Source organism: Streptomyces sp. XY006 (assembly GCF_002237655.1).
In the GTDB taxonomy this organism is placed as follows: Bacteria; Actinomycetota; Actinomycetes; order Streptomycetales; family Streptomycetaceae; genus Streptomyces; species Streptomyces levis.
Genome location: NZ_NOKT01000026.1, coordinates 1 through 22,868, shown reverse-complemented (window position 1 = coordinate 22,868; position 22,868 = coordinate 1). Strand labels below are relative to the sequence as shown.

Annotated in this window: 21 protein-coding genes; 2 read left to right on the top strand and 19 right to left on the bottom strand. The window is 72.1% G+C overall.

All coding sequences use genetic code 11. The features are described 5' to 3' along the window. Window positions 1-356 precede the first annotated feature (356 nt). Window positions 357-1,289, bottom strand: coding sequence for a methionyl-tRNA formyltransferase (gene fmt, locus CHR28_RS27200; RefSeq protein ID WP_094056337.1), 933 nt, complete (start codon window positions 1,287-1,289; stop codon window positions 357-359). Between the two features lie 245 nt (window positions 1,290-1,534). Between fmt and CHR28_RS27195 the strand changes: the two genes are divergently transcribed. After that, entirely contained in the window at window positions 1,535-2,080 is a 546-nt protein-coding gene (locus tag CHR28_RS27195; RefSeq protein ID WP_094056336.1) for a hypothetical protein, read from the top strand. A 104-nt stretch (window positions 2,081-2,184) separates the two neighbouring features. On the opposite strand, the gene CHR28_RS27190 is transcribed toward CHR28_RS27195, so the two are convergent. The 14 genes from CHR28_RS27190 to pyrR all read right to left on the bottom strand — a co-directional run bounded on the left by CHR28_RS27190 (window position 2,185) and on the right by pyrR (window position 18,793). Further along, on the bottom strand, window positions 2,185-4,350 hold the full coding sequence (locus CHR28_RS27190; RefSeq protein WP_094056335.1) for a primosomal protein N': 2,166 nt from the start codon (window positions 4,348-4,350) through the stop codon (window positions 2,185-2,187). 110 nt (window positions 4,351-4,460) lie between these two features. Continuing rightward, window positions 4,461-5,669, bottom strand: coding sequence for a methionine adenosyltransferase (metK, locus tag CHR28_RS27185; protein WP_094056334.1), 1,209 nt, complete (start codon window positions 5,667-5,669; stop codon window positions 4,461-4,463). A 237-nt stretch (window positions 5,670-5,906) separates the two neighbouring features. Next, window positions 5,907-7,109 (bottom strand): bifunctional phosphopantothenoylcysteine decarboxylase/phosphopantothenate--cysteine ligase CoaBC, encoded by a 1,203-nt coding sequence (gene coaBC / locus CHR28_RS27180; protein ID WP_094056333.1) that lies wholly within the window; start codon window positions 7,107-7,109, stop codon window positions 5,907-5,909. Window positions 7,110-7,233: 124 nt separating this feature from the next. Continuing rightward, the gene (rpoZ, locus tag CHR28_RS27175; RefSeq protein ID WP_003988945.1) at window positions 7,234-7,506 is read right to left on the bottom strand and encodes a DNA-directed RNA polymerase subunit omega; all 273 of its coding nucleotides are present in this window, start codon (window positions 7,504-7,506) and stop codon (window positions 7,234-7,236) included. A gap of 70 nt (window positions 7,507-7,576) precedes the next feature. Then, entirely contained in the window at window positions 7,577-8,170 is a 594-nt protein-coding gene (gene gmk, locus CHR28_RS27170) for a guanylate kinase (RefSeq protein ID WP_094056332.1), read from the bottom strand. A 58-nt stretch (window positions 8,171-8,228) separates the two neighbouring features. Beyond that, window positions 8,229-8,552 (bottom strand): integration host factor, encoded by a 324-nt coding sequence (locus CHR28_RS27165; RefSeq protein WP_003977346.1) that lies wholly within the window; start codon window positions 8,550-8,552, stop codon window positions 8,229-8,231. A gap of 277 nt (window positions 8,553-8,829) precedes the next feature. Then, window positions 8,830-9,675: an orotidine-5'-phosphate decarboxylase gene (gene pyrF / locus CHR28_RS27160; protein WP_179272578.1), complete on the bottom strand. Its 846-nt coding sequence runs from the start codon at window positions 9,673-9,675 to the stop codon at window positions 8,830-8,832. Further along, window positions 9,672-10,778 (bottom strand): quinone-dependent dihydroorotate dehydrogenase, encoded by a 1,107-nt coding sequence (locus tag CHR28_RS27155; RefSeq protein ID WP_094056331.1) that lies wholly within the window; start codon window positions 10,776-10,778, stop codon window positions 9,672-9,674. The genes pyrF and CHR28_RS27155 overlap by 4 nt, the downstream gene beginning before the upstream one ends. Before the next feature lie 70 nt (window positions 10,779-10,848). Beyond that, window positions 10,849-14,157 (bottom strand): carbamoyl-phosphate synthase large subunit, encoded by a 3,309-nt coding sequence (gene carB, locus CHR28_RS27150; protein ID WP_094056330.1) that lies wholly within the window; start codon window positions 14,155-14,157, stop codon window positions 10,849-10,851. Next, window positions 14,150-15,292, bottom strand: a complete 1,143-nt coding sequence (gene carA, locus CHR28_RS27145) for a glutamine-hydrolyzing carbamoyl-phosphate synthase small subunit (RefSeq protein WP_094056329.1) — start codon at window positions 15,290-15,292, stop codon at window positions 14,150-14,152. The genes carB and carA overlap by 8 nt, the downstream gene beginning before the upstream one ends. Then, window positions 15,289-15,858, bottom strand: a complete 570-nt coding sequence (locus tag CHR28_RS27140) for a PH-like domain-containing protein (protein WP_094056328.1) — start codon at window positions 15,856-15,858, stop codon at window positions 15,289-15,291. Before CHR28_RS27140 ends, carA begins: the two co-directional genes overlap by 4 nt. Then, on the bottom strand, window positions 15,855-17,141 hold the full coding sequence (locus CHR28_RS27135) for a dihydroorotase (RefSeq protein WP_094056327.1): 1,287 nt from the start codon (window positions 17,139-17,141) through the stop codon (window positions 15,855-15,857). The genes CHR28_RS27140 and CHR28_RS27135 overlap by 4 nt, the downstream gene beginning before the upstream one ends. 5 nt (window positions 17,142-17,146) lie before the next feature. Next, a complete protein-coding gene (locus tag CHR28_RS27130; protein WP_094056326.1) occupies window positions 17,147-18,124 on the bottom strand; it encodes an aspartate carbamoyltransferase catalytic subunit in 978 nt (325 codons plus the stop codon). A gap of 102 nt (window positions 18,125-18,226) precedes the next feature. Further along, window positions 18,227-18,793, bottom strand: a complete 567-nt coding sequence (gene pyrR / locus CHR28_RS27125; protein ID WP_094056325.1) for a bifunctional pyr operon transcriptional regulator/uracil phosphoribosyltransferase PyrR — start codon at window positions 18,791-18,793, stop codon at window positions 18,227-18,229. A 266-nt stretch (window positions 18,794-19,059) separates the two neighbouring features. Here pyrR and bldD point away from each other — a divergent pair, with 266 nt between their 5' ends. Continuing rightward, a complete protein-coding gene (gene bldD / locus CHR28_RS27120; RefSeq protein WP_030166512.1) occupies window positions 19,060-19,563 on the top strand; it encodes a transcriptional regulator BldD in 504 nt (167 codons plus the stop codon). Window positions 19,564-19,767: 204 nt separating this feature from the next. Here the strand turns inward: bldD and nusB are convergent, their stop codons facing one another. The 4 genes from nusB to CHR28_RS27100 form a co-directional block, all read right to left on the bottom strand. Continuing rightward, window positions 19,768-20,202: a transcription antitermination factor NusB gene (gene nusB / locus CHR28_RS27115; RefSeq protein WP_094056324.1), complete on the bottom strand. Its 435-nt coding sequence runs from the start codon at window positions 20,200-20,202 to the stop codon at window positions 19,768-19,770. Window positions 20,203-20,204: 2 nt separating this feature from the next. Then, entirely contained in the window at window positions 20,205-20,771 is a 567-nt protein-coding gene (gene efp, locus CHR28_RS27110; RefSeq protein ID WP_031486831.1) for an elongation factor P, read from the bottom strand. 49 nt (window positions 20,772-20,820) lie between these two features. Beyond that, window positions 20,821-21,927 carry an aminopeptidase P family protein gene (locus CHR28_RS27105; RefSeq protein WP_094056323.1) on the bottom strand — a complete coding sequence of 369 codons (1,107 nt, stop codon included), beginning with the start codon at window positions 21,925-21,927 and terminating at the stop codon, window positions 20,821-20,823. Between the two features lie 160 nt (window positions 21,928-22,087). Next, window positions 22,088-22,868, bottom strand: a 781-nt coding sequence (locus CHR28_RS27100; RefSeq protein ID WP_179272577.1) for an AAA family ATPase, incomplete at its 5' end; no start/stop codon positions are given.

The following is a 22,868-nucleotide window of genomic DNA, read 5'->3' as shown; positions in this document are numbered from 1 at the left end:
AGTGCGCGCCCCAGCCTACGCCGCACCGGGCTAGGAGCCCCGGGGCAGGTGGGCTGGAGGGCGGGACAGACGGGGTGGGCTGGACAGGACACACGGGGGTGGTGGGCCGAATGTGGGCCGGGCGGGACCCGCGAGGTGGCCGGCCGGGATCCACGGGGCCGCCGGACGGCACACATGGTGTGGACCGGGCGGGACACACGCGGGTGGTGAGCCCGGCGGGACCCGCGAGGTGGCCGGCGGGACCCAAGGGGTGGGCCCAACGGGACACGCGGGGTGGCCGGGCAGGGCCCACGGGCCGGCCGGGCGGGATCCGCGGCGCGCACCGCTGGCGAGCCGGAACCCGCCCGGGGAGCGGGTCAGGTGCCGAGCCGCTCCCCTTCGGCGATGCGCACGCCACGGGCCCAGTCCGCCGCCCGCATCGGCTTCTTGCCCTGCGCCTGCACCCACAGCAGCTCGACCCCGTAGGAGCCGGTGCCGACGTACACGTTGTTCTTGCCGGCCGCGATCTGCCCCGGGGCGAGGTCCGTCCGCTCGGGCACGGGAGCGGCCTGGATGAGCTTGAGCCGCTCACCGCGGAACGTGGTCCAGGCGCCGGGCGCCGGCGTGCAGCCCCGCACCACCCGGTCGACGCGCAGCGCGGGCGCGTTCCAGTCGAGGTGGGCGTCCTCGACGTTGACCTTGGGGGCCAGGCTGACTCCCTCGGCCGGCTGCGGCACGGCCTTCAGCGTGCCGTCCTCGATCCCGTCCATGGTCGCCGAGAGCAGCCCGGCCCCCGCGAAGGCGAGCCGGGTGAGCAGGTCCCCGCTGGTGTCGGTGGCCCGGATCTCCTCGGTCACCGTGCCGTACACCGGCCCCGAGTCGAGCCCCTCCTCGATCAGGAAGGTGGAGGCCCCGGTGATCTCGTCGCCGGCCATGATGGCGTGCTGCACGGGCGCCGCGCCCCGCCAGGCCGGCAGCAGCGAGAAGTGCAGATTGACCCAGCCGTGCGCGGGGATGTCGAGGGCGACCCGGGGCAGCAGCGCGCCGTAGGCGACGACCGGGCAGCAGTCGGGGCCGATCTCCCGCAACCGCTCCAGGAACTCGGGGTCCCTCGGCTTCGCCGGCTTCAGCACCTCGATCCCGGCCTCCTCCGCCCGCTCGGCGACGGGCGACGCGACCAGCCTGCGCCCGCGCCCGGCCGGCGCGTCGGGCCGCGTGACGACGGCGGCCACCTCGTGCCGCCCGGAGGCGAGGAGAGCGTCCAGAGCGGGAACGGCGACCTCGGGGGTACCGGCGAAGACGAGCTTCATGGGGTGGTGGCGGCCTCTCGGTCGGGGGCGATCGTGTGCAAGGCCCAAGTCTATGAGCCGGAAACGGATCGCCGCCGGCGGCAGGAGCCCGAGGCGCACGCCCGGCGCAAACGGGCGCACGCATATGCTCCCGCGCCCCCACACCGTGACCAGCAGAGCGAATCCGCGTTGGTCAAGACAGAGTTGACCACAACGGGCCGCGATGGCGGCCCATTCCTTTCAACGCCGGTTCGAGAGGCTTGTTCATGGCCGACCACGCAACCCACGACGCCCAGGCTCGGGCCAGCCTGCACTTGCTGGTGCGGGACATCGAGCGGGTCCGCCGGCAGGTGGACGCACTGCGCACCCTCACCGCCCAGCTGGGCAACGTCTACCGCCCGCGCCGCTCCGGCCCCTCCACGGGCTTCGTCGTCTACGGACGCGCCCCCGCCCCGACCGTACGTCTCGCCCAGGAGCTGCGGGACAGTGTCGAGACGCTGGTCACGGCGGCCGTGGACTTCGACCGCTCACTCGGCTTCTCGTGGGACGCGGTGGGCTCCGCACTGGGAGTCACCAAGCAGGCGGTCCACCGCCGTTACGGCGCACGCCGGGCCACGGCGCAGACCGCGACGGCGGAGCCGGAGCACACGCCGGAGCCGTCCGGCAGCCGCACGGTCAACGTGACCACCGGCCTGCCCACGGTCCCGACGGTCCCCGCCGCCCGCTCCATGCCGACGCAGCCCACCGCGGGCAGCCCGGCTCTGCGCGACGAGGCGAGGCCGACGGCCTTCCCCGGCCCGCGCAACGGCTGACAGCCCCCCTCTGCCCTGCCCTCCCGGACCGCACCCGGGAGGGCAGCCGCGTGTCCGGGCGACGCGGCCGGGCTCCCGGACGGCGTCTTCGAGCGGCCGGCCGGTCAGCCGATGTCGGCCGGATCGATCCGCACCCAGACCGCGGCTCCCGCGCCGCTCCCACCCGCGCTCCCCCGGGCCATCCGCGCGGCCTGCGCGGCCTTCAGCGAGGCGGCCAGCGCCGCTCCCCGCCCGGGCGGCACCCGCACCAGCGCCCGCTCCCACTGCTCCCCCGGCGGCGGGGCCCCGGTCCGACGGGGACGCCCGGCCGTGGTGACGGGCAGCGGCACCGGCCCCAGCACCTCGGCCTCCGGCGGCAGTGCGGCCGTACGGAGGAAGTCGGCGACGGCCTCCGGCGGACCCGACACGGCCGCCATCCGGGACACCGGCGGGAAGCCCAGTTCGGCCCGCTCGGCCAGTTCCCGCACCGCGTGCCCGACGGGGTCCCACCGGACCAGCGCCTGCACCGGCCGCAGCGTCGGCTCGGCCACGACCACCACCGTGCCGCCCGCGGACTGCGGCCGGACCAGCGAAGCGGCCGCGATCCACCGCCGGAGGGCGTCCTCACCGGCCCGCAGATCGGGCCGCCCGAGCATGGCCCAGCCGTCCAGCAGCAGCGCCGCCGCGTAACCGCCCTCGGCGACGGGTTCCGCGCCCGGCGTGCTCACCACCAGCGCGGGCGCCCCAGGCACCGTGTCCAGCACATGCTCGCGCCCGGAGGTGCGCACCGGCACCGCCGGGAAGGCCCGGCCCAGCTCCTCGGCCGTCCGCCGCGCCCCCACCACCGTGGCGCGCAGCCGGAAGGACCCGCACTCCGGGCAGTGCCAGCTCTCCTCCGCGCGGCCGCACCAGGCGCAGCACAGGGCACCGCCGTCCGGCGCCTCCAACGGCCCCGAGCAGTGCCGGCACCGGGCGGGAGCCCGGCAGCCGGCACAGGCCATGCGCGGCACGTATCCCCGGCGCGGCACCTGGACCAGCACCGGCCCCTGCCGCAGGCCCTCCCGGACGGCCTGCCAGGCCAGGGTCGGCAGCCGGGCGGCCCGGGCGGCCTCGTCCCGCGCGAGATCGCCGTCCCCGACGGTCCGTACCAGCGGGGCGGCGGCGCGCACCTGGTCCCGCCCGGCGACGAGCGGCCGCGCCCAGCCGCTCTCGACGAGCTGCGCGGCCTCCACCGTGCAGGCCCAGCTGCCCAGCAGGAAGCCGCACTTGTCCTGGGCGGCCCGCAGCAGGAGCACCTCGCGGGCGTGCGGCTGCGGGGCGTGCTGCTCGCTGTGGCTGTCGTCCCCGTCGTCCCAGAGGGCGACCAGCCCGAGGTCCTGGACCGGCGCGAACATCGCGGCCCGGGTGCCGATCACGGCCCGTACGGAGCCCCGCCGCACCGCGAGCCACTGCGCGTACCGCTTCTCGGGGCCGGCGTCGGCGGTGAGCACCGCGTGCCGCCCCTCCCCCAGCAGGGCCGTCAGCGCGGCGTCGGCCCGGGCGACGGCCCGTCCGTCGGGCAGGACGACGAGCGCCCCACGGCCGGAGGCCAGCGTCGCCGCGACGGCCCGGGCCAGCTCCTCGCTCCACTGCGGGCCCGGCAGCGCGTTCCACACGGCCCGGGGGGCGCCGCCCGAGGCCAGCGACTCCAGGAAGGCCGCTCCCCGCTCGTACCGCTGCCAGGACCCAGCCCCGGGCGCCGGCGGCGGGGGCAGGGGCTCTGGGGACGCGCGCTGCTCGGCCCGTGCGTTGCGCGGCGGCACGGCGAGCTGCAGGACGTCGGCGAGACTGCCCGCGTAGCGGTCGGCGACCGCCCGGGCCAGCCCCAGCAACTCCTCGCTCAGCACCCGCTCGGGCGACACGACCTGGGCGAGGGCGGCCAGCGGCCCGGAGTAGTCGGACTCGGGCAGCCGCTCGACGAGGAACCCGTCGATCAGGCCGCCACCCTCCCGGCGCCCCTCCCGCACCCGGTGGCGCCCGGCCCCGAACCGGACCCGCACCCGCACGCCCGGCTGGGCCTGCTCGTCCAGTTCCTCGGGGACCGCGTAGTCGAAGTACCGGTCGAGGTGGAGCACGCCCTTGTCGACGAGCACCCGGGCGACGGGCAGCTCCTTGGCGAGCGCGGCGCCCCGCCACGTCCGCGGCTTGGCCCGGGGCGTCTGCGCCTTGCGCACGCTCTCCCGGATGAGCGCGAGCTGCTCGGGCGGCGCACCCTCCGCACCGCCGTCCGCCTGTCCGTTCTCGCTGCTCACGCTTGCATTCTTACCAAACACCACTGACATCCGGCGGCGCCCGGGAAGGGCTCGGGACAGGGCGAAGGCCCGGCCCCCGAGGGGAACCGGGCCTCAGGCCTGGGGGCTCGTTACAGCCCCGCCGCCTTGCGCAGCGCGTCCACGCGGTCCGTGCGCTCCCAGGTGAAGTCGGGCAGCTCACGGCCGAAGTGGCCGTACGCCGCCGTCTGGGAGTAGATCGGCCGGAGCAGGTCGAGGTCGCGGATGATGGCGGCCGGGCGGAGGTCGAAGACCTCGTCGATCGCCTTCTCGATCCGGTCCGTGTCGACCTTGGCGGTGCCGAAGGTCTCGACGAACAGACCGACCGGCTCGGCCTTGCCGATCGCGTACGCGACCTGGACCTCGCAGCGGGTGGCGAGGCCCGCGGCGACCACGTTCTTGGCGACCCAGCGCATCGCGTACGCGGCGGAGCGGTCGACCTTGGACGGGTCCTTGCCGGAGAAGGCGCCGCCGCCGTGGCGGGCCATGCCGCCGTAGGTGTCGATGATGATCTTGCGGCCGGTGAGGCCGGCGTCGCCCATGGGGCCGCCGATCTCGAAGCGGCCGGTGGGGTTGACCAGCAGGCGGTAGTTCTCCGTGTCGAGCTTGATGCCCTCGTCCAGGAGCGCCTTCAGCTCCGGCTCGACGACGAACTCCTTGATGTCGGGAGCCAGCAGCGAGTCGAGGTCGATGTCGGAGGCGTGCTGCGAGGAGACGACGACGGTGTCCAGGCGGACCGCCTTGTCGCCGTCGTACTCGATGGTGACCTGCGTCTTGCCGTCCGGGCGCAGGTAGGGGATCGTGCCGTTCTTGCGCACGTCGGACAGGCGCTTGGACAGGCGGTGGGCCAGGAAGATCGGCAGCGGCATCAGCGTCGGCGTCTCGTCCGTCGCGTAGCCGAACATCAGGCCCTGGTCGCCCGCGCCCTGCTTGTCGAGCTCGTCCTCGTCGCCCTCGACCCGGGACTCGTACGCCGTGTCCACACCCTGGGCGATGTCGGGCGACTGGGCGCCGATGGACACCGAGACGCCGCAGGAGGCGCCGTCGAAGCCCTTCTTCGAGGAGTCGTAGCCGATTTCGAGGATCTTGCTCCGGACCAGCGTCGCGATGTCCGCGTACGTCTTGGTGGTGACCTCACCGGCCACGTGCACCAGGCCGGTCGTGATCAGAGTCTCGACGGCGACCCGGGAGGTCGGGTCCTCACGCAGGAGCGCGTCGAGAATGGTGTCGCTGATCTGGTCAGCGATCTTGTCGGGGTGACCCTCGGTCACGGACTCCGAGGTGAACAGACGACGGGACACAACGCTCCCTGGGGTTGCAGCGGCTGCTGGCTGATCATTGGCGGACGGCGGGGGCTGCACCCGGCGCCGTCCGTGGAACAGTTTACGGGTCACGCTTCGGACACGGTCCCCCCGTCTCGCCACTCGGGAGTGCTGTGACCTGCGGCACGGGCATTCTGCCCAATGCCGAGCGAGCTTGACCAGAGGCGCCACGCCCCGACTGGCCGGGTTTCACAGGGCCGCGAAGCTCCGGAAACATCAGCGCAGGCGCTCGGCGACCAGGTCCCACACGGTTTCGGCCAGGGCTTCCTTCGGTCCGTGCGCCACGGGCGTCTCGCTGCCGTCGGCACCGAGCACGACGGCCTCGTTCTCCTCGGAGCCGAACGTCTTGCGCTCCCCCACTTCGTTGACCACGAGCAGGTCGCAGCCCTTGCGCTTCAGCTTGGCCCGGCCGTTGGCGAGGACGTCGTCGGTCTCCGCGGCGAAGCCGACGACGACCTGTCCGGCGCGGGCCCGCTCGGCGGAGATCTCCGCGAGGATGTCCGGATTGCGCACCAGCGTGATCGGCTCCGGCTCCCGGTCGTCCTTCTTCTTGATCTTCCCGGCCGCGTAGACGGCGGGGCGGAAGTCGGCGACCGCCGCCGCCATGACCACGGCGTCGGCGTCGGAGGCGGCCTCCAGCACCGCTTCGCGCAGCTGGACGGCCGTGCCCACGGAAACGACGTCCACCCCGGCCGGGTCCGGCAGGGCGCTGTTGGCCGCGATCAGCGTGACGCGGGCGCCCCGGGCGGCGGCGGTGCGGGCGAGGGCGTAGCCCTGCTTGCCGGAGGAGCGGTTGCCGAGGAAGCGGACCGGGTCCAGGGGCTCGCGGGTGCCTCCGGCGCTGACGACGACGTGCCGGCCGGTGAGGTCCGGCTCGCGGACGCCCCGGGCGAGCACGCGGCGGCACACCTCGAAGATCTCGGCCGGGTCGGGCAGCCGGCCCTTGCCGGTGTCCACGCCGGTCAGGCGGCCCACGGCGGGCTCGATGACGACGGCGCCGCGGCGGCGCAGCGTTGCCACGTTCTCCCGGGTGGCCGGGTGCTCCCACATCTCGGTGTGCATGGCGGGGGCGAAGACGACCGGACAGCGGGCGGTGAGCAGGGTGTTGGTGAGGAGGTCGTCAGCGAGGCCGTGGGCCGCCTTGGCGAGCAGGTCGGTGGTGGCCGGGGCGACGACGACCAGGTCGGCCTGCTGCCCGATGCGGACGTGCGGCACCTCGTGCACGTCGTCCCAGACCTCGGTGGAGACCGGCTTGCCGGAGAGCGCGGACCAGGTCGCGGCACCGACGAAGTGCAGCGCGGACGCGGTGGGCACCACGCGCACGTCGTGACCCGACTCCGTCAGCCGCCGCAGCAGCTCACAGGCCTTGTACGCGGCGATGCCGCCGCTGACCCCCAGAACGACCTTCGGCTTGTCCACGTCTCTCCCCGTCTCTCCCCGGACCTCGGCGACCGGCCCACCGTACGACTCCATGACACACCACAGGCCCGGCAGTCGGCCTGCCGGGCCTGTGGAAAAGTCAGCGTCAAGCTGCAAATACTACTTACTGCGCCGGGCCTTCGACGGCCTCGGACGTGAGCAGCCCCGCGTTGATCTCGCGAAGGGCGATCGAGAGCGGCTTCTCGTGGACGTGGGTGTCGACGAGAGGACCGACGTACTCGAGGAGACCCTCGCCGAGCTGCGAGTAGTACGCGTTGATCTGGCGGGCCCGCTTGGCCGCGTAGATCACGAGGCTGTACTTCGAGTCGGTGGCCTCGAGGAGCTCGTCGATCGGCGGGTTGATGATGCCCTCGGGCGCGGAGATGGAAGAGGACACGCTCTACCTTCCGATGGATGGGAAAGATTCTGTCGGGATGATCAGCGAGGACCGGATCGGCCAGCGATGGTCACACGACGTTCATCAAGGCTAGCAGCTCGCGCGCCACGTCCTCGACGGAGGTGTTGACCAGCGTCGTGTCGAACTCCGGTTCGGCGGCAAGCTCGATCTTGGCGGCCTCCAGCCTGCGCTCGATCACCTCGGGCGGTTCGGTGCCCCGCCCGGTGAGCCTGCGCACGAGCTCCTCCCAGGAGGGAGGGGCCAGGAACACCAGCTGGGCCTCGGGCATCGACTCGCGGACCAGCCGGGCGCCCTGCAGGTCGATCTCCAGCAGGACGGACTCGCCCTTCTCCAGGCGCTCCGCCACGGCCGCACGCGGCGTGCCGTAGCGGTTGCCGGCGAACTCGGCCCACTCCAGCAGCTCGCCGTTGGCGATCAGCTTGTCCATCTCGTCGTCCGTGACGAAGAAGTAGTGGACGCCGTGCTGCTCGCCGGGGCGCGGCTTGCGGGTCGTCGCCGACACCGAGAGCCAGACCTCGGGGTGTTCCTTGCGCATATGAGCGACGACCGTGCTCTTGCCGACCCCGGAGGGGCCGGAGAGCACGGTCAGCCGCGGACGTACGTCCGGGGGCACGGGGGTCGTCCCCCGGGGTGTTGCAGCCATGCAGCGATTATCCAGCAATCCCGGAGTGCCCGTTACTCGCTTCCCCGGAGTGACCGGTTCAGGAACCGGTGCTGCCGAACTCGCGCTCCAGGGAGGCGATCTGGTTGGAACCGAGACCGCGCACGCGGCGGCTCTCGGAGATGCCCAGTCGCTCCATGATCTGCTTGGCGCGGACCTTGCCCACGCCCGGCAGGGACTCCAGCAGGGCGGAGACCTTCATCTTGCCGATGACGTCGTTCTCCTGGCCCTGCTTGATGACCTCGTGGAGGGAGGCGCCGGAGTGCTTGAGTCGATTCTTGACCTCGGCCCGCTCCCGGCGAGCCGCGGCGGCCTTTTCGAGCGCGGCTGCGCGCTGTTCAGGGGTAAGGGGCGGAAGAGCCACGCCTACGTCACCTCGGATGTCGAACTGTCGGATACGGACCGGTGAGGAACCTAGTCGCCCCACACCTGGGGAGCCACGAGCAACACACGCTTGCCCGCTCTCTCGTCGGAGACTAGCGGGCAAGTGCGCCAGAGTCAGCGAGAACAGCGGAAAAGTCCTGGTCAGCCTTCACCTGAACGGACATTTAGGACATACTGCCCCGGATTTGAGGATGTATTCAGACTCAGAGGCCCCCCGGACCACTCATCGGAGGTCTCGCGGTATGGTCTGGACCGCCTCAGGAGGACGTCACGGCCTGCCGGATGTCGTCCGCGCAGCGTGCCGCGGCGTCACGCAGAGCGACCACGTCGGGACCGTGGCGCAGCACGCCCCGGCTGACGTTCGGCACGACGTTGCCCACGGCCGCCCCGAAGACCCGGGGCAGATCCGCCGGCGTCGCCCCCTGGGCGCCGATGCCGGGCGCGAGGAGCGGTCCGTTGATGGCGAGGTCGTACGTCGAGAGATCACCGAGGGTGGCGCCGACGACCGCCCCGAAGGAGCCCAGGGGCTGCTCCCCCGTGTTCTCGGCGGCCAGGTGCGCCAGCATCGTCGCTCCGACGTTCCGGCCGTCGGGGCGCACGGCGTGCTGCACCTCGCCGCCCTCCGGGTTGGACGTCAGCGCCAGCACGAACAGGCCCGCGCCGCTCTCCCGGGCCAGCGCGACCGCCGGGGCGAGCGAGCCGTAGCCGAGGTAGGGCGAGACGGTCAGCGCGTCGGAGAACAGCGGCGCGTCCTTGTGCAGGAAGGACTCGGCGTAGGCCGCCATGGTGGAGCCGATGTCGCCCCGCTTGGCGTCCATCACGACCAGCGCGCCCGCCGCCCGGGCCTCGGCGACGGACTGCTCCAGGACCGCGACGCCGCGCGAGCCGAAGCGCTCGAAGAACGCGCTCTGCGGCTTGAGCACGGCGACCCGGTCGGCGACCGCCTCGACGACCGTGCGGCTGAACCGCTCCAGGCCCGCCACGTCGTCGTTCAGGCCCCACTCGGCGAGCAGGGAGGCGTGCGGGTCGATGCCCACGCACAGCGGACCGCGCTCGTCCATCGCCCGGCGCAGGCGCGCGCCGAAGGGTTCCAGACCACTCATGCCGTCTTCCTCACGTCGGCGCCCACCGCGTCGGCGAGCGTGGCGTACGGGCTGGTGCGCAGGCGCGCGGCGAGCCCCTTGTGGATCGCGCGGGCGTAGAAGGGCCCCTCGTAAACGAAGGCGCTGTAGCCCTGGACCAAGGTGGCACCGGCCAGGATGCGCTGCCAGGCGTCCTCGGCGTTCTCGACGCCGCCGACGCCCACCAGGGTGATGCGGTCGCCCACGCGCGCGTAGAGGCGGCGCAGGACCTCCAGGGAGCGCTCCTTCAGGGGCGCGCCGGACAGGCCGCCGGTCTCCTTGACCAGCGCCGGGTCGGAGGCCAGGCCGAGTCCGTCCCGCGCGATGGTGGTGTTCGTGGCGATGATGCCGTCCAGGCCCAGTTCCACGGCGAGGTCGGCGACGGCGTCGACGTCCTCGTCGGCGAGGTCCGGGGCGATCTTCACCAGCAGCGGGACGCGCCGCGCGGGCACCGTGCGGTCGGCGGCCTCGCGGACGGCGCTCAGCAGGGGGCGCAGGGCCTCGGTGGCCTGGAGGTCGCGCAGCCCGGGCGTGTTCGGGGAGGAGACGTTGACCACCAGGTAGTCGGCGTAGGGCGCGAGCCGCTCGGCGGACTTCACGTAGTCCGCGACGGCCTCCTCCTCGGGTACGGCCTTGGTCTTGCCGATGTTGACGCCCACGACGGTCCGGAAGACGGGCGTCCGGGAGGCCAGGCGGGCGGCGACACGCAGGGAGCCGTCGTTGTTGAAGCCCATGCGGTTGATCAGCGCCCGGTCCTCGACCAGGCGGAACAGCCGCTTCTTGGGGTTGCCGGGCTGCGGCTCGCCGGTCACCGTGCCGATCTCGACGTGGTCGAAGCCGAGCATGGCCATGCCGTCGACGCCGACGGCGTTCTTGTCGAAGCCGGCCGCGAGCCCGAAGGGGCCGTGCATGCGCAGGCCGAGGGCCTCGGTGCGCAGCTCCTTGTGGCGGGGCGCGAGGGCGGCCGCGAGGAAGGTGCGCAGCACGGGCACGCGGGCGGCCAGGCGGATCCAGCGGAAGGCCAGGTGGTGGGCCTGCTCCGCATCCAGCCGCTTGAAGACGAGACGGAAGAAGATCTTGTACATGGTGTCCTCACGAGGACGTGGCGTCCTCACGAAGAGGGGGACACCGTTTCCGGTGTCCCCCTCGGGGCTGCTAGTCGCGGGCCGCGGTCAGGTGTTCCGCGTGTTCCTGGAGCGAGCGGACGCTCACGTCACCGCGGTTGAGGGCGTCGATGCCCTGGACCGCCGCGGCGAGCGCCTGGACCGTGGTCAGGCACGGCACGGAGCGCGCCACGGCCGCCGTACGGATGTCGTAGCCGTCGAGGCGGCCGCCGGTGCCGTACGGGGTGTTGACGATGAGGTCGACCTCGCCGTCGTGGATGAGCTGGACGATGGTCTTCTCGCCGTTCGGGCCCACGCCCTCGGACTGCTTGCGCACGACCGTGGCGTTGATGCCGTTGCGCTTGAGGACCTCGGCCGTCCCGGAGGTGGCCAGCAGCTCGAAGCCGTGGGCGACCAGCTCGCGGGCCGGGAAGATCATCGAGCGCTTGTCGCGGTTGGCGACCGAGATGAACGCGCGGCCCTTGGTGGGCAGCGGGCCGTAGGCGCCCGCCTGCGACTTGGCGTAGGCCGTGCCGAAGACGGAGTCGATACCCATGACCTCGCCGGTGGAGCGCATCTCCGGGCCGAGGACCGTGTCGACGCCGCGGCCGTGGATGTCGCGGAAGCGCGACCACGGCATGACGGCCTCCTTGACGGAGATCGGCGCGTCCAGCGGCAGCTCGCCGCCGTCGCCGTTCTTCGGCAGCAGCCCCTCCTCGCGCAGCTCGGCGATGGTCGCGCCCAGCGAGATCCGGGCGGCGGCCTTGGCCAGCGGCACCGCCGTCGCCTTCGAGGTGAAGGGGACGGTCCGGGACGCGCGCGGGTTGGCTTCCAGCACGTAGAGGATGTCGCCCGCGAGCGCGAACTGGATGTTGATCAGGCCGCGTACGCCGACGCCCTTGGCGATGCCCTCCGTAGAGGCGCGCAGCCGCTTGATGTCGAAGCCGCCGAGGGTGATCGGGGGCAGGGCGCACGCCGAGTCGCCGGAGTGGATGCCGGCCTCCTCGATGTGCTCCATGACGCCGCCGAGGTACAGCTCCTCGCCGTCGTAGAGGGCGTCGACGTCGATCTCGATGGCGTCGTCGAGGAAGCGGTCGACCAGGACCGGCCGGGAGGGGCTGATCTCGGTGGACTCGGCGATGTAGGACTCCAGCCGGGTTTCGTCGTAGACGATCTCCATGCCGCGCCCGCCGAGCACGTACGAGGGGCGCACCAGGACCGGGTAGCCGATCTCGTCGGCGATGGCCTTGGCCTCGGCGAAGGTGGTGGCGGTGCCGTGCTTGGGGGCCGGGAGGCCGGCCTCCTTGAGGACCTGGCCGAAGGCGCCCCGGTCCTCGGCGGCGTGGATGGCCTCCGGGGAGGTGCCGACGATCGGCACGCCGTTGTCCTTCAGCGCCTGCGACAGGCCCAGCGGGGTCTGGCCGCCGAGCTGCACGACGACGCCCGCGACCGGTCCGGCCTGCTGCTCGGCGTGCACGATCTCCAGCACGTCCTCCAGCGTCAGCGGCTCGAAGTACAGGCGGTCGGAGGTGTCGTAGTCGGTGGAGACGGTCTCCGGGTTGCAGTTGACCATCACGGTCTCGTAGCCCGCGTCGCTCAGGGCGAAGGAGGCGTGGACGCAGGAGTAGTCGAACTCGATGCCCTGGCCGATGCGGTTCGGGCCGGAGCCCAGGATGATGACGGCGGGCTTGGTCCGGGGGGCGACCTCCGTCTCCTCGTCGTAGGAGGAGTAGAAGTACGGCGTCTTCGCGGCGAACTCGGCGGCGCAGGTGTCGACCGTCTTGTAGACCGGGCGGATCCCGAGCGCGTGCCGCACCTCGCGGACGACGTCCTCGCGCAGGCGGCGGATCTCGCCGATCTGCTGGTCGGAGAAGCCGTGCCGCTTGGCCTCGGCGAGCAGGTCGGCGGTGAGCTCGGGTGCCTCGGCCAGTTCGTCGGCGATCTCCTTGATCAGGAAGAGCTGGTCGACGAACCAGGGGTCGATCTTCGTGTAGTCGAAGACCTCCTCGGGCGTGGCGCCCGCGCGGATGGCCTGCATGACGGTGTTGATGCGGCCGTCGGTGGGGCGGACGGCCTGCTCCAGCAGCTGCGTCTTGTCGCCCGGCTCGCCGACGAAGGTGAACTGGCTGCCCTTCTTCTCCAGCGACCGCAGGGCCTTCTGGAAGGCCTCGGTGAAGTTGCGCCCGATGGCCATGGCCTCGCCGACCGACTTCATGGTGGTGGTGAGGGTGGAGTCGGCGCTGGGGAACTTCTCGAAGGCGAAGCGCGGGGCCTTCACGACCACGTAGTCGAGCGTCGGCTCGAAGGAGGCCGGGGTCTCCTGGGTGATGTCGTTCGGGATCTCGTCCAGCGTGTAGCCGACGGCCAGCTTGGCGGCGATCTTGGCGATCGGGAAGCCGGTCGCCTTGGAGGCGAGGGCCGAGGAGCGGGAGACGCGCGGGTTCATCTCGATGACGATGACCCGGCCGTCCTCGGGGTTCACCGCGAACTGGATGTTGCAGCCGCCGGTGTCGACGCCGACCTCGCGGATGATCGCGATGCCGACGTCGCGCAGCACCTGGTACTCGCGGTCGGTCAGCGTCATCGCGGGCGCGACGGTGATGGAGTCGCCGGTGTGCACGCCCATCGGGTCGAAGTTCTCGATGGAGCAGACGACCACGACGTTGTCGTGCTTGTCGCGCATCAGCTCCAGCTCGTACTCCTTCCAGCCGAGGATGGACTCCTCCAGGAGCACCTCGGTGGTCGGGGAGAGCGTGAGGCCCTGGCCGGCGATGCGGCGCAGCTCCTCCTCGTCGTGGGCGAAGCCGGAGCCGGCGCCTCCCATGGTGAAGGAGGGGCGGACGACGACCGGGTAGCCGCCGAGCTCCTCGACGCCCTTGAGGACGTCGTCCATGGAGTGGCAGATGTAGGACCGGGCGGACTCGCCGTGGCCGATCTTCTTGCGGACCTCCTCCACGACCTCCTTGAACAGGTCGCGGTCCTCGCCCTTGTGGATCGCCTGCACGTTGGCGCCGATCAGCTCGACGCCGTACTTGTCGAGGACGCCGTTCTCGTGCAGCGAGATGGCGGTGTTCAGGGCCGTCTGGCCGCCCAGGGTGGGCAGCAGCGCGTCGGGGCGCTCCTTGGCGATGATCTTCTCGACGAACTCGGGGGTGATCGGCTCGACGTAGGTGGCGTCGGCGATCTCCGGGTCGGTCATGATCGTCGCCGGGTTGGAGTTCACCAGGACGACCCTGAGGCCCTCGGACTTCAGGACGCGGCACGCCTGGGTGCCGGAGTAGTCGAACTCGGCGGCCTGGCCGATGACGATCGGGCCGGAGCCGATGACCAGGACGGACTGGATATCGGTGCGCTTAGGCACGCTGGCCCTCCATCAGGGAAACGAAGCGGTCGAACAGGTAGGCGGCGTCGTGCGGGCCCGCTGCCGCTTCGGGGTGGTACTGGACGCTGAAGGCGGGGCGGTCGAGGAGCTGGAGCCCTTCCACCACGTTGTCGTTCAGGCAGACGTGCGACACCTCGGCGCGGCCGAACGGGGTCTCGGAGACCTGGTCGAGCGGGGCGTCGACGGCGAAGCCGTGGTTGTGCGCGGTGACCTCGACCTTGCCGGTCGTGCGGTCCTGCACCGGCTGGTTGATGCCGCGGTGGCCGTACTTCAGCTTGTAGGTGCCGAAGCCGAGGGCGCGGCCGAGGATCTGGTTGCCGAAGCAGATGCCGAACAGCGGGGTGCCGCGCTCCAGGACGCCCTGCATCACGGAGACGGGGAGGTCGGCGGTGGCCGGGTCGCCCGGGCCGTTGGAGAAGAACACGCCGTCCGGGTTCACCGCGTAGACGTCCTCGACGGTGGCGGTGGCCGGGAGCACGTGCACCTCGATGCCGCGCTCGGCCATGCGGTGCGGGGTCATGCCCTTGATGCCGAGGTCGACCGCGGCGACGGTGAACTTCTTCTCGCCGATCGCGGGCACGACGTAGGGCTCGGTGGTGGCGACCTCGGCGGAGAGGTTCGCGCCCTTCATCTGCGGGGCTTCCTGCACGCGCGCGAGGAGCGCCGCGTCGTCGCGGACGGCCTCGCCGCTGAAGATGCCGACGCGCATGGCGCCGCGCTCGCGCAGGTGGCGGGTGAGGGCGCGGGTGTCGACGCCGGAGATCCCGACGACGCCCTGCGCGGCCAGCTCCTCGTCCAGCGTGCGCCGGGAGCGCCAGCTGGACGGCACCCGCGCGGGGTCGCGCACGACATAGCCGGAGACCCAGATGCGCTTGGACTCCATGTCCTCGTCGTTGACGCCCGTGTTGCCGATGTGCGGGGCGGTCATCACCACGACCTGGCGGTGGTACGAGGGGTCGGTGAGGGTCTCCTGGTAGCCGGTCATGCCGGTGGAGAACACCGCTTCGCCGAAGGTCTCCCCCACGGCCCCGTAGGCGCGGCCGCGGAAGACCCGGCCGTCCTCCAGGACGAGTACGGCGGGAGTTTTTGCGGCTCCCCTGGTGGAGGTGGTCATCGTTCGGCGCCTTCCCTGGTGTTCTTCTCGATCATGGTGTTGATGGTGTCGGCCCACTCGTTGTGCTCGGCCGCGTGGTCGGAGCGGAAGCCGGAGTCGATCACCCGGTCGCCGTGCGCCCACGTGACGACCAGCAGGCCGCCCTCGGTGAGCACCTTGCCGGCGATGCCCTTGTCCAGCCGGGCCTCGCGCAGCTGTGCCAGCGGGACGAAGAAGTCCTGTGCCCCGGGGCGTACGACGTCCAGGCCGGCGTCCGTCAGTGTGAGCTCGGCGCGGCTGCGGGTGCCCAGGCCCTGGGCGACGATGCGGTCGAGCCACTGCCCGGCGGTGGTGGAGCCGTGGTACCGGCCGCTCATGGTCAGGCGTGCCGGGCCCGGGTCGTCCGGGGTGACGGGCAGCTCGGGCAGGTCGCCCTGGAGGGTGCCGCGCCACTTCCAGCCCTCGCGCATCAGCCAGTAGACGAGTGCGACGAAGAGGGCGAGGCCGACGACCCAGCCGATGCGGGCGGCCCAGTCGGTCACTTCCGCCGATTCCTTCTCGGCGGCCAGCAGGAGTACAGGTGTCACGTGAGCTTCCCGTCGACGAGCGTGGCCTTGCCCCGCAGCCACGTGTGCGTCACACGGCCCGGCAGCTCACGCCCCTCGTAGGGGGTGTTGCGGCTGCGCGAGGCGAAGCCCGCGGGTTCCACCAGTCCACGGTATGCCGTGTCGACCAGGGTGAGGTTGGCGGGCTCACCTGCCGAGACGGGGCGGCCGTGGCCCGTGGCCTGTCCGATCTGCGCGGGCTTGACGGACATCCGGTCGGCGACGCCGGCCCAGTCCAGCAGGCCCGTGTCGACCATGGTCTCCTGCACCACCGACAGCGCGGTCTCCAGCCCGACCATGCCCATGGCGGCCGCGGCCCACTCGCAGTCCTTGTCCTCGTGCGGGTGCGGGGCGTGGTCGGTGGCGACGATGTCGATCGTGCCGTCGGCGAGGGCCTCGCGCAGGGCCATCACGTCCCGCTCGGTGCGCAGCGGCGGGTTGACCTTGTAGACGGGGTTGTACGTGCGGACCAGCTCGTCGGTGAGGAGCAGGTGGTGCGGGGTGACCTCGGCGGTCACGGCGATGCCGCGGGACTTGGCCCAGCGGACGATCTCGACGGACCCGGCGGTCGACAGGTGGCAGATGTGGACGCGGGAGCCGACGTGCTCGGCGAGCAGGACGTCCCGGGCGATGATCGACTCCTCGGCCACCGCGGGCCAGCCGCCGAGTCCCAGCTCGGCGGAGACGATCCCCTCGTTCATCTGGGCGCCCTCGGTCAGCCGCGGCTCCTGCGCGTGCTGCGCGATGACGCCGCCGAAGGCCTTCACGTACTCCAGGGCCCGGCGCATGATCACGGCGTCGTGCACGCACTTGCCGTCGTCGGAGAAGACGGTGACGCCGGCGGCCGACTCGTGCATGGCGCCCAGCTCGGCGAGCTTCCTGCCGTCGAGGCCGACGGTGACGGCGCCGATCGGCTGGACGTCGCAGTAGCCGTGCTCCTTGCCGAGCCGCCAGACCTGCTCGACGACGCCGGCGGTGTCGGCGACGGGGAAGGTGTTGGCCATGGCGAAGACGGTGGTGTAGCCGCCGGAGGCCGCGGCCCGGGTGCCGGTGAGGACGGTCTCGGAGTCCTCGCGGCCGGGCTCGCGCAGGTGGGTGTGCAGGTCGACCAGGCCCGGCAGCAGCACCTTGCCGTCGGCCTCGACGACCTCGGCGCCCTCGGCGCTCAGACCGGCACCCACCTCGGCGATGGTCCCGCCGTCGATCAGCACGTCCTGCGGCTCGCCGCCGAGCACCTTCGCACCACGGATCAGGGTCTTGCTCATCTGTCTTACTTCTCCTCGGTACGGGGGTGGGTGACGGCGGGCTCGTTTCCACCGAGCAGCAGGTACAGGACGGCCATCCGGATGGAGACGCCGTTGGCGACCTGCTCGACGACGGTGCAGCGGTCGGAGTCGGCGACCTCGGCGGTGATCTCCATGCCGCGGACCATCGGCCCGGGGTGCATCACGACGGCGTGCTCGGGCATCCGCGCCATGCGGTCGCCGTCGAGGCCGTAGCGGCGGGAGTACTCGCGCTCGGTCGGGAAGAACGCGGCGTTCATCCGCTCGCGCTGCACGCGCAGCATCATCACCGCGTCGGACTTGGTCAGCGTGCTGTCGAGGTCGTAGGAGACCTCGCAGGGCCAGGCCTCGACGCCGACGGGCAGCAGCGTCGGCGGGGCGACGAGGGTGACCTCGGCGCCGAGGGTGTGCAGCAGGTCGACGTTGGAGCGGGCGACCCGGCTGTGCAGGACGTCGCCGACGATGGTGATGCGCCGGCCGTCGAGGTCCTGGCCGAGTCCGGCGTCCGGGCCGATCAGGCGGCGGCGCATGGTGAAGGCGTCCAGCAGGGCCTGGGTGGGGTGCTGGTGCGTGCCGTCGCCGGCGTTGACGACGACCGCGTCGATCCAGCCGGAGTTCGCCAGCCGGTACGGGGCGCCCGAGGCGCCGTGCCGGATGACCACGGCGTCGACGCCCATGGCCTCCAGGGTCTGGGCGGTGTCCTTCAGGGACTCGCCCTTGGAGACGCTGGAGCCCTTGGCGGTGAAGTTGATGACGTCCGCGGAGAGGCGCTTCTCGGCGGCCTCGAAGGAGATCCGGGTGCGGGTGGAGTCCTCGAAGAAGAGGTTGACGATCGTGCGGCCGCGCAGGGTCGGCAGCTTCTTGATCGGCCGGTCGGCGACCCGGGCCATCTCCTCGGCGGTGTCGAGGATCAGGACGGCGTCGTCACGGGTGAGGTCGGCGGCCGAGATGAGATGACGCTGCATCTGTCAGGCTCCGTAAGGCAGTTCAAACGGGAGATTCGGGGCAGACGGGCGCGCGGGCGCGCGCATTGAGCCGGCGTACGACAGCGGCGTACGCCCGAGGCGCTACTGGGCGTCCGGCTTGGCACCGAGCAGCACGGTGTCGCGACCGTCCTCCTCGGCGAGCTGGACCTTGACCGTCTCCCGCAACGACGTGGGGAGGTTCTTGCCGACGTAGTCGGCGCGAATGGGCAGTTCGCGGTGGCCGCGGTCGACGAGCACGGCGAGCTGCACCGCGCGCGGGCGCCCGATGTCGTTCAGGGCGTCGAGGGCGGCGCGGATGGTGCGGCCGGAGAAGAGCACGTCGTCGACGAGGACGACCAGCTTGCCGTCGATGCCGTCACCGGGGATCTCGGTGCGGGCCAGCGCACGCGGCGGGTGCATGCGCAGGTCGTCGCGGTACATGGTGATGTCGAGCGAGCCGCAGGGGACCTTGCGCTCGGTGATCTGCTCCAGCTTGTCGGCGATCCGCCGGGCGAGGAAGACGCCCCGGGTCGGGATGCCGAGGAGCACCACGTCGTCGGCGCCCTTGGCGCGTTCGACGATCTCGTGGGCGATGCGGGTCAGTACCCGCGCGATGTCGGGCCCTTCGAGAACGGGCCGGGCATCGGACGGTGCGTCGTGCGTGTCCATACGAAACGGACCTCCTTCTCCGCCTCACGGGACGGACCTTAAAGGACGTCGGGATTGCGCCATCCACGGTAGCAGGCCCCGGCGATCGCCCGGACGGCCCCCTCGGATCACCTATTCGGCCCAACGGGGTGCCGATACCACGGAAGAGTCGGTGCGGACCATTCGGCTTGACGCGGCAGAGTAACGCTGCGTAACCTCACAGTGAGTTACCAGCCGCGCGGGCTGGCACCCACGCCAGACGCGTCGACACAGTGCCGGGGAGCTATATGTCCAGCGAATACGCCAAACAGCTCGGGGCCAAGCTCCGGGCGATCCGCACCCAGCAGGGCCTTTCCCTCCACGGTGTCGAGGAGAAGTCCCAGGGACGCTGGAAGGCGGTCGTGGTCGGTTCGTACGAGCGCGGCGACCGTGCCGTGACCGTGCAGCGCCTTGCCGAGCTGGCGGATTTCTACGGCGTTCCGGTGCAGGAGCTGCTCCCGGGCACGACCCCGGGCGGCGCCGCCGAGCCGCCGCCGAAGCTGGTCCTGGACCTGGAGCGGCTGGCCACGGTGCCGGCCGAGAAGGCGGGCCCCCTGCAGCGCTACGCGGCCACGATCCAGTCGCAGCGCGGTGACTACAACGGCAAGGTGCTCTCGATCCGCCAGGACGACCTGCGCACACTCGCCGTCATCTACGACCAGTCGCCCTCGGTGCTCACCGAGCAGCTGATCAGCTGGGGCGTCCTGGACGCGGACGCGCGCCGCGCGGTCGCCTCCCACGAGGAGGGCTGACCGCTCCGCGGGACCGCCCGCGGAGCCAGCAGAAACGTGCCGCCGGGGGTGGCTGGAACCAGAGGGTTCCAGCCACCCCCGGCGGCGTCTGCGCCAGGCGGGCAGCCCCCGCCGTACGCGGGGACGCCGGAGGGCCCGCAGCACTCCTGCTGCGGGCCCTCCGGCGTTCCGTCTGTTCGGCCTCTCTAGAGACCCCGTCGCGGCTCAGGCCTCGTCGCGGCGCAGTGACGGCTTGAGCTCCTTCAGCCGGCCGAGCAGGCCGTTCACGAAGGCGGGCGACTCGTCCGTGGAGAACTCCTTGGCGAGCTGCACCATCTCGTCCAGGACGACCGCGTCCGGGGTGCCGTCGACCCAGATCAGCTCGTACGCGCCGAGCCGCAGGATGTTGCGGTCGACCACGGGCATCCGGTCCAGCGTCCAGCCGACCGAGTACTGGGCGATCAGCTCGTCGATGCGCTTCGCGTGCTTCGCGTAGCCCTCGACCAGCGCCATCGTGTACTCGCTGACCGGCGGCTGGCGGGTGTCCGTCCGGGAGAGCCGGACCCAGTCCGCGAGGACCGTCAGGACCTCGGCGCCGCGCTGGTCCCCCTCGAAGAGGATCTGGAAGGCGCGCTTGCGGGCCGTGTTGCGGGCAGCCACGGTTAGCTGTTCACCCGGCCGAGGTAGTCGCTGGTGCGGGTGTCGACCTTGATCTTCTCACCGGTGGTGATGAAGAGCGGGACCTGGATCTGGTGGCCGGTCTCCAGCGTGGCGGGCTTGGTGCCACCGGTGGAGCGGTCGCCCTGGACGCCCGGCTCGGTCTCCTGGACGACGAGCTCGACGGCGGCGGGCAGCTCGACGAAGAGCACCTCGCCCTCGTGCTGGGCGACGGTGGCGGTGAAGCCCTCGATCAGGAAGTTGGCGGCGTCGCCGACGGCCTTGCGGTCGACCATGAGCTGGTCGTAGGTCTCCATGTCCATGAAGACGAAGTACTCGCCGTCCATGTAGGAGAACTGCATGTCGCGCTTGTCGACGGTGGCCGTTTCGACCTTGACGCCGGCGTTGAAGGTCTTGTCGACGACCTTGCCGGAGAGCACGTTCTTGAGCTTGGTGCGCACGAAGGCCGGGCCCTTGCCGGGCTTGACGTGCTGGAACTCGACGACGGACCAGAGCTGGCCGCCTTCGAGCTTGAGCACCATGCCGTTCTTGAGGTCGTTCGTGGAAGCCACGGTTGCGGAATCTCCTGGACTGACGTACGACCCCGGTGCACGCACCTTCCTAGAGGGCGAGCAGCTCCTTGGTCGTGATGGTGAGTAGCTCGGGTCCGCCGTCCGCCTCGGGGCGGACGACGAGCGTGTCATCGATCCGGACACCGCCCCGGCCCGGGAGGTGGACCCCCGGTTCGACGGTGACCGGCACGCAAGCGTCCAGTTTACCCATGGCCGCGGGACTCAACTGAGGGTCCTCGTCGATTTCGAGCCCCACACCGTGTCCGGTCAGGGCCGTGAGGCCTTCGGTGTACCCCGCGGAGTCCAGGACCTGGCGGGCGGCACGGTCGACGTCCCGGCAGGCGGCGCCGGGTACCAGGCTCTCACGCCCGGCCCGCTGGGCGGCGAAGACCAGGTCGTACAGCTCGATCTGCCAGTCCGCGGGAGCGGTGCCGATGACGAACGTGCGGCCGATCTCGCAGCGGTAGCCGCGGTAGGTCGCACCGAGGCAGACGGAGAGGAAGTCGCCCTCCTCCACACGGCGGTCGGTGGGGCGGTGGCCGGGGCGTCCGGCGTTCGGCCCCGTGGCGACGGAGGTCGGGAAGGCCGGTCCGTCGGCTCCGTGGTCGACCAGGCGTCTCTCCAGCTCCAGGGCGAGGTGACGCTCGGTGCGGCCGACGAGGATGGACTCCAGCAGTTCGCCGAGGGCCTGGTCGGCGATCTCCGCGCCGATGCGCATGCAGGAGATCTCCTCCTCGTCCTTGACGACCCTGAGCTGCTCGACCGCGCCGCCGAGGCCGGCGAGACGGAGCCGGGGGGCGACGGAACCGAGGGCTCTGTGCCGGGCCACGGTGAGGTGGTGCTCCTCGACGGCGAGGGAGTCGGCGCCCTGGCCCTGGGCCAGGTCGGCTGCCGCGACGGCCGGGTCGCCGCCGGCGGCTCCGGGCAGGGTCTGGACGCGCAGGGCCTCGTCGGGGCGCTCCTGTGACGGGCGGTCCGCGGACGGGCCGCACACCAGGAGATCCTCGGTCTTGCCGAGCAGCAGGACGGCGCCGTGCGGGGCGGCGCCCGCGAGATAGCGCACGTTGGCGGGGCGGGAGACCAGCGCCGCCGCGCTGCCGCCCGCGTTGCAGTATTCCCTCAGACGCGTCCGGCGGGCCGCGTACACCTCTGACATGACCCGAGCCTATGAGGTCCGCCGGTTCGGCGCCGGTCGAGGGCGTCCGAGTGGGCGGTGCCCGGGATGTCCGGGTGGGTGGGGGTGCCGTTCGGGGTGGCGTGCCGTCCGCGCGTGCGTGGGGGCTCGGTGCGCGGTTCCCCGCGCCCCCGCGGGGCGTTCACCACTGCGGTGGGCTCGCTATCGACCTGGCCAGGACGTCGTCCAGGACCCTCGCCGTCTCCGGGACGTCCAGCTGGGAGTTGTCGATGATCGGCAGACCCGATCCGTACCAGCCGGCCATCCGGCCGTGGATACGGGCGACCTCCTCGTCCGACAGCCGCCGGTTCCCCGAGCGCTCCGCGTTGCGTTCGAGGACGATGTCCAGCCCGGGCAGGAGGACGACCGGCAGCAGGCCGGGCCCGACATGACGCTTCCAGCCGCCGAGGCCGACGACCGGCCGGTCGGGGAAGACCGCGTCGTCGAGGATGCACGAGATGCCGTTGGCCAGGAAGTTGCGCGCGGCGAAGCCGCAGGTGCGGCGGGCGAGGCGGTACTGCGCCTCGGAGTTGTCGTTCCACCCGGACTGCGGGTCGGCGAAGCCGGAGCGGACCCACTCGCGCACGTCGTCGAGGCTGATGTGCGCCGTGGGCACGCGGCGGTGGTCCGCCCAGTACTTGGCGACGCTGGTCTTGCCCGCGCCCGCGGGGCCGATGAGCAGCACGGCGAGCGTCGTACCGGAAGGGTCGGGAGCCGCCGCGGCGGGTGGCGCGCTCGGCATGGCGACCGGGCCGCCCGGCGGCAGCGGCACATGGCCGGTGGTGTCCGGCGGCGGAACGGAGGCCTGCGGTGGCGGAGAGGCCTGCGGTGGCGGCGCGGCGGGGCCGGGCGGGGGCGCGGCATGCGGTGGTGGCGCGGCCGGGCCGGGCGGGGGCGCGGCATGCGGTGGTGGCGCGGCCGGG

Coding starts and splice junctions, on each gene's coding strand:
- fmt (WP_094056337.1), bottom strand. CDS start 1,289: ATGAAGCTCGTCTTCGCCGGTACCCCCGAGGTCGCCGTTCCCGCTCTG.
- CHR28_RS27195 (WP_094056336.1), top strand. CDS start 1,535: ATGGCCGACCACGCAACCCACGACGCCCAGGCTCGGGCCAGCCTGCAC.
- gmk (WP_094056332.1), bottom strand. CDS start 8,170: ATGGCTGCAACACCCCGGGGGACGACCCCCGTGCCCCCGGACGTACGT.
- pyrF (WP_179272578.1), bottom strand. CDS start 9,675: ATGAGTGGTCTGGAACCCTTCGGCGCGCGCCTGCGCCGGGCGATGGAC.
- CHR28_RS27155 (WP_094056331.1), bottom strand. CDS start 10,778: ATGTACAAGATCTTCTTCCGTCTCGTCTTCAAGCGGCTGGATGCGGAG.
- carA (WP_094056329.1), bottom strand. CDS start 15,292: ATGACCACCTCCACCAGGGGAGCCGCAAAAACTCCCGCCGTACTCGTC.
- CHR28_RS27135 (WP_094056327.1), bottom strand. CDS start 17,141: ATGAGCAAGACCCTGATCCGTGGTGCGAAGGTGCTCGGCGGCGAGCCG.
- CHR28_RS27130 (WP_094056326.1), bottom strand. CDS start 18,124: ATGCAGCGTCATCTCATCTCGGCCGCCGACCTCACCCGTGACGACGCC.
- pyrR (WP_094056325.1), bottom strand. CDS start 18,793: ATGGACACGCACGACGCACCGTCCGATGCCCGGCCCGTTCTCGAAGGG.
- bldD (WP_030166512.1), top strand. CDS start 19,060: ATGTCCAGCGAATACGCCAAACAGCTCGGGGCCAAGCTCCGGGCGATC.
- CHR28_RS27105 (WP_094056323.1), bottom strand. CDS start 21,927: ATGTCAGAGGTGTACGCGGCCCGCCGGACGCGTCTGAGGGAATACTGC.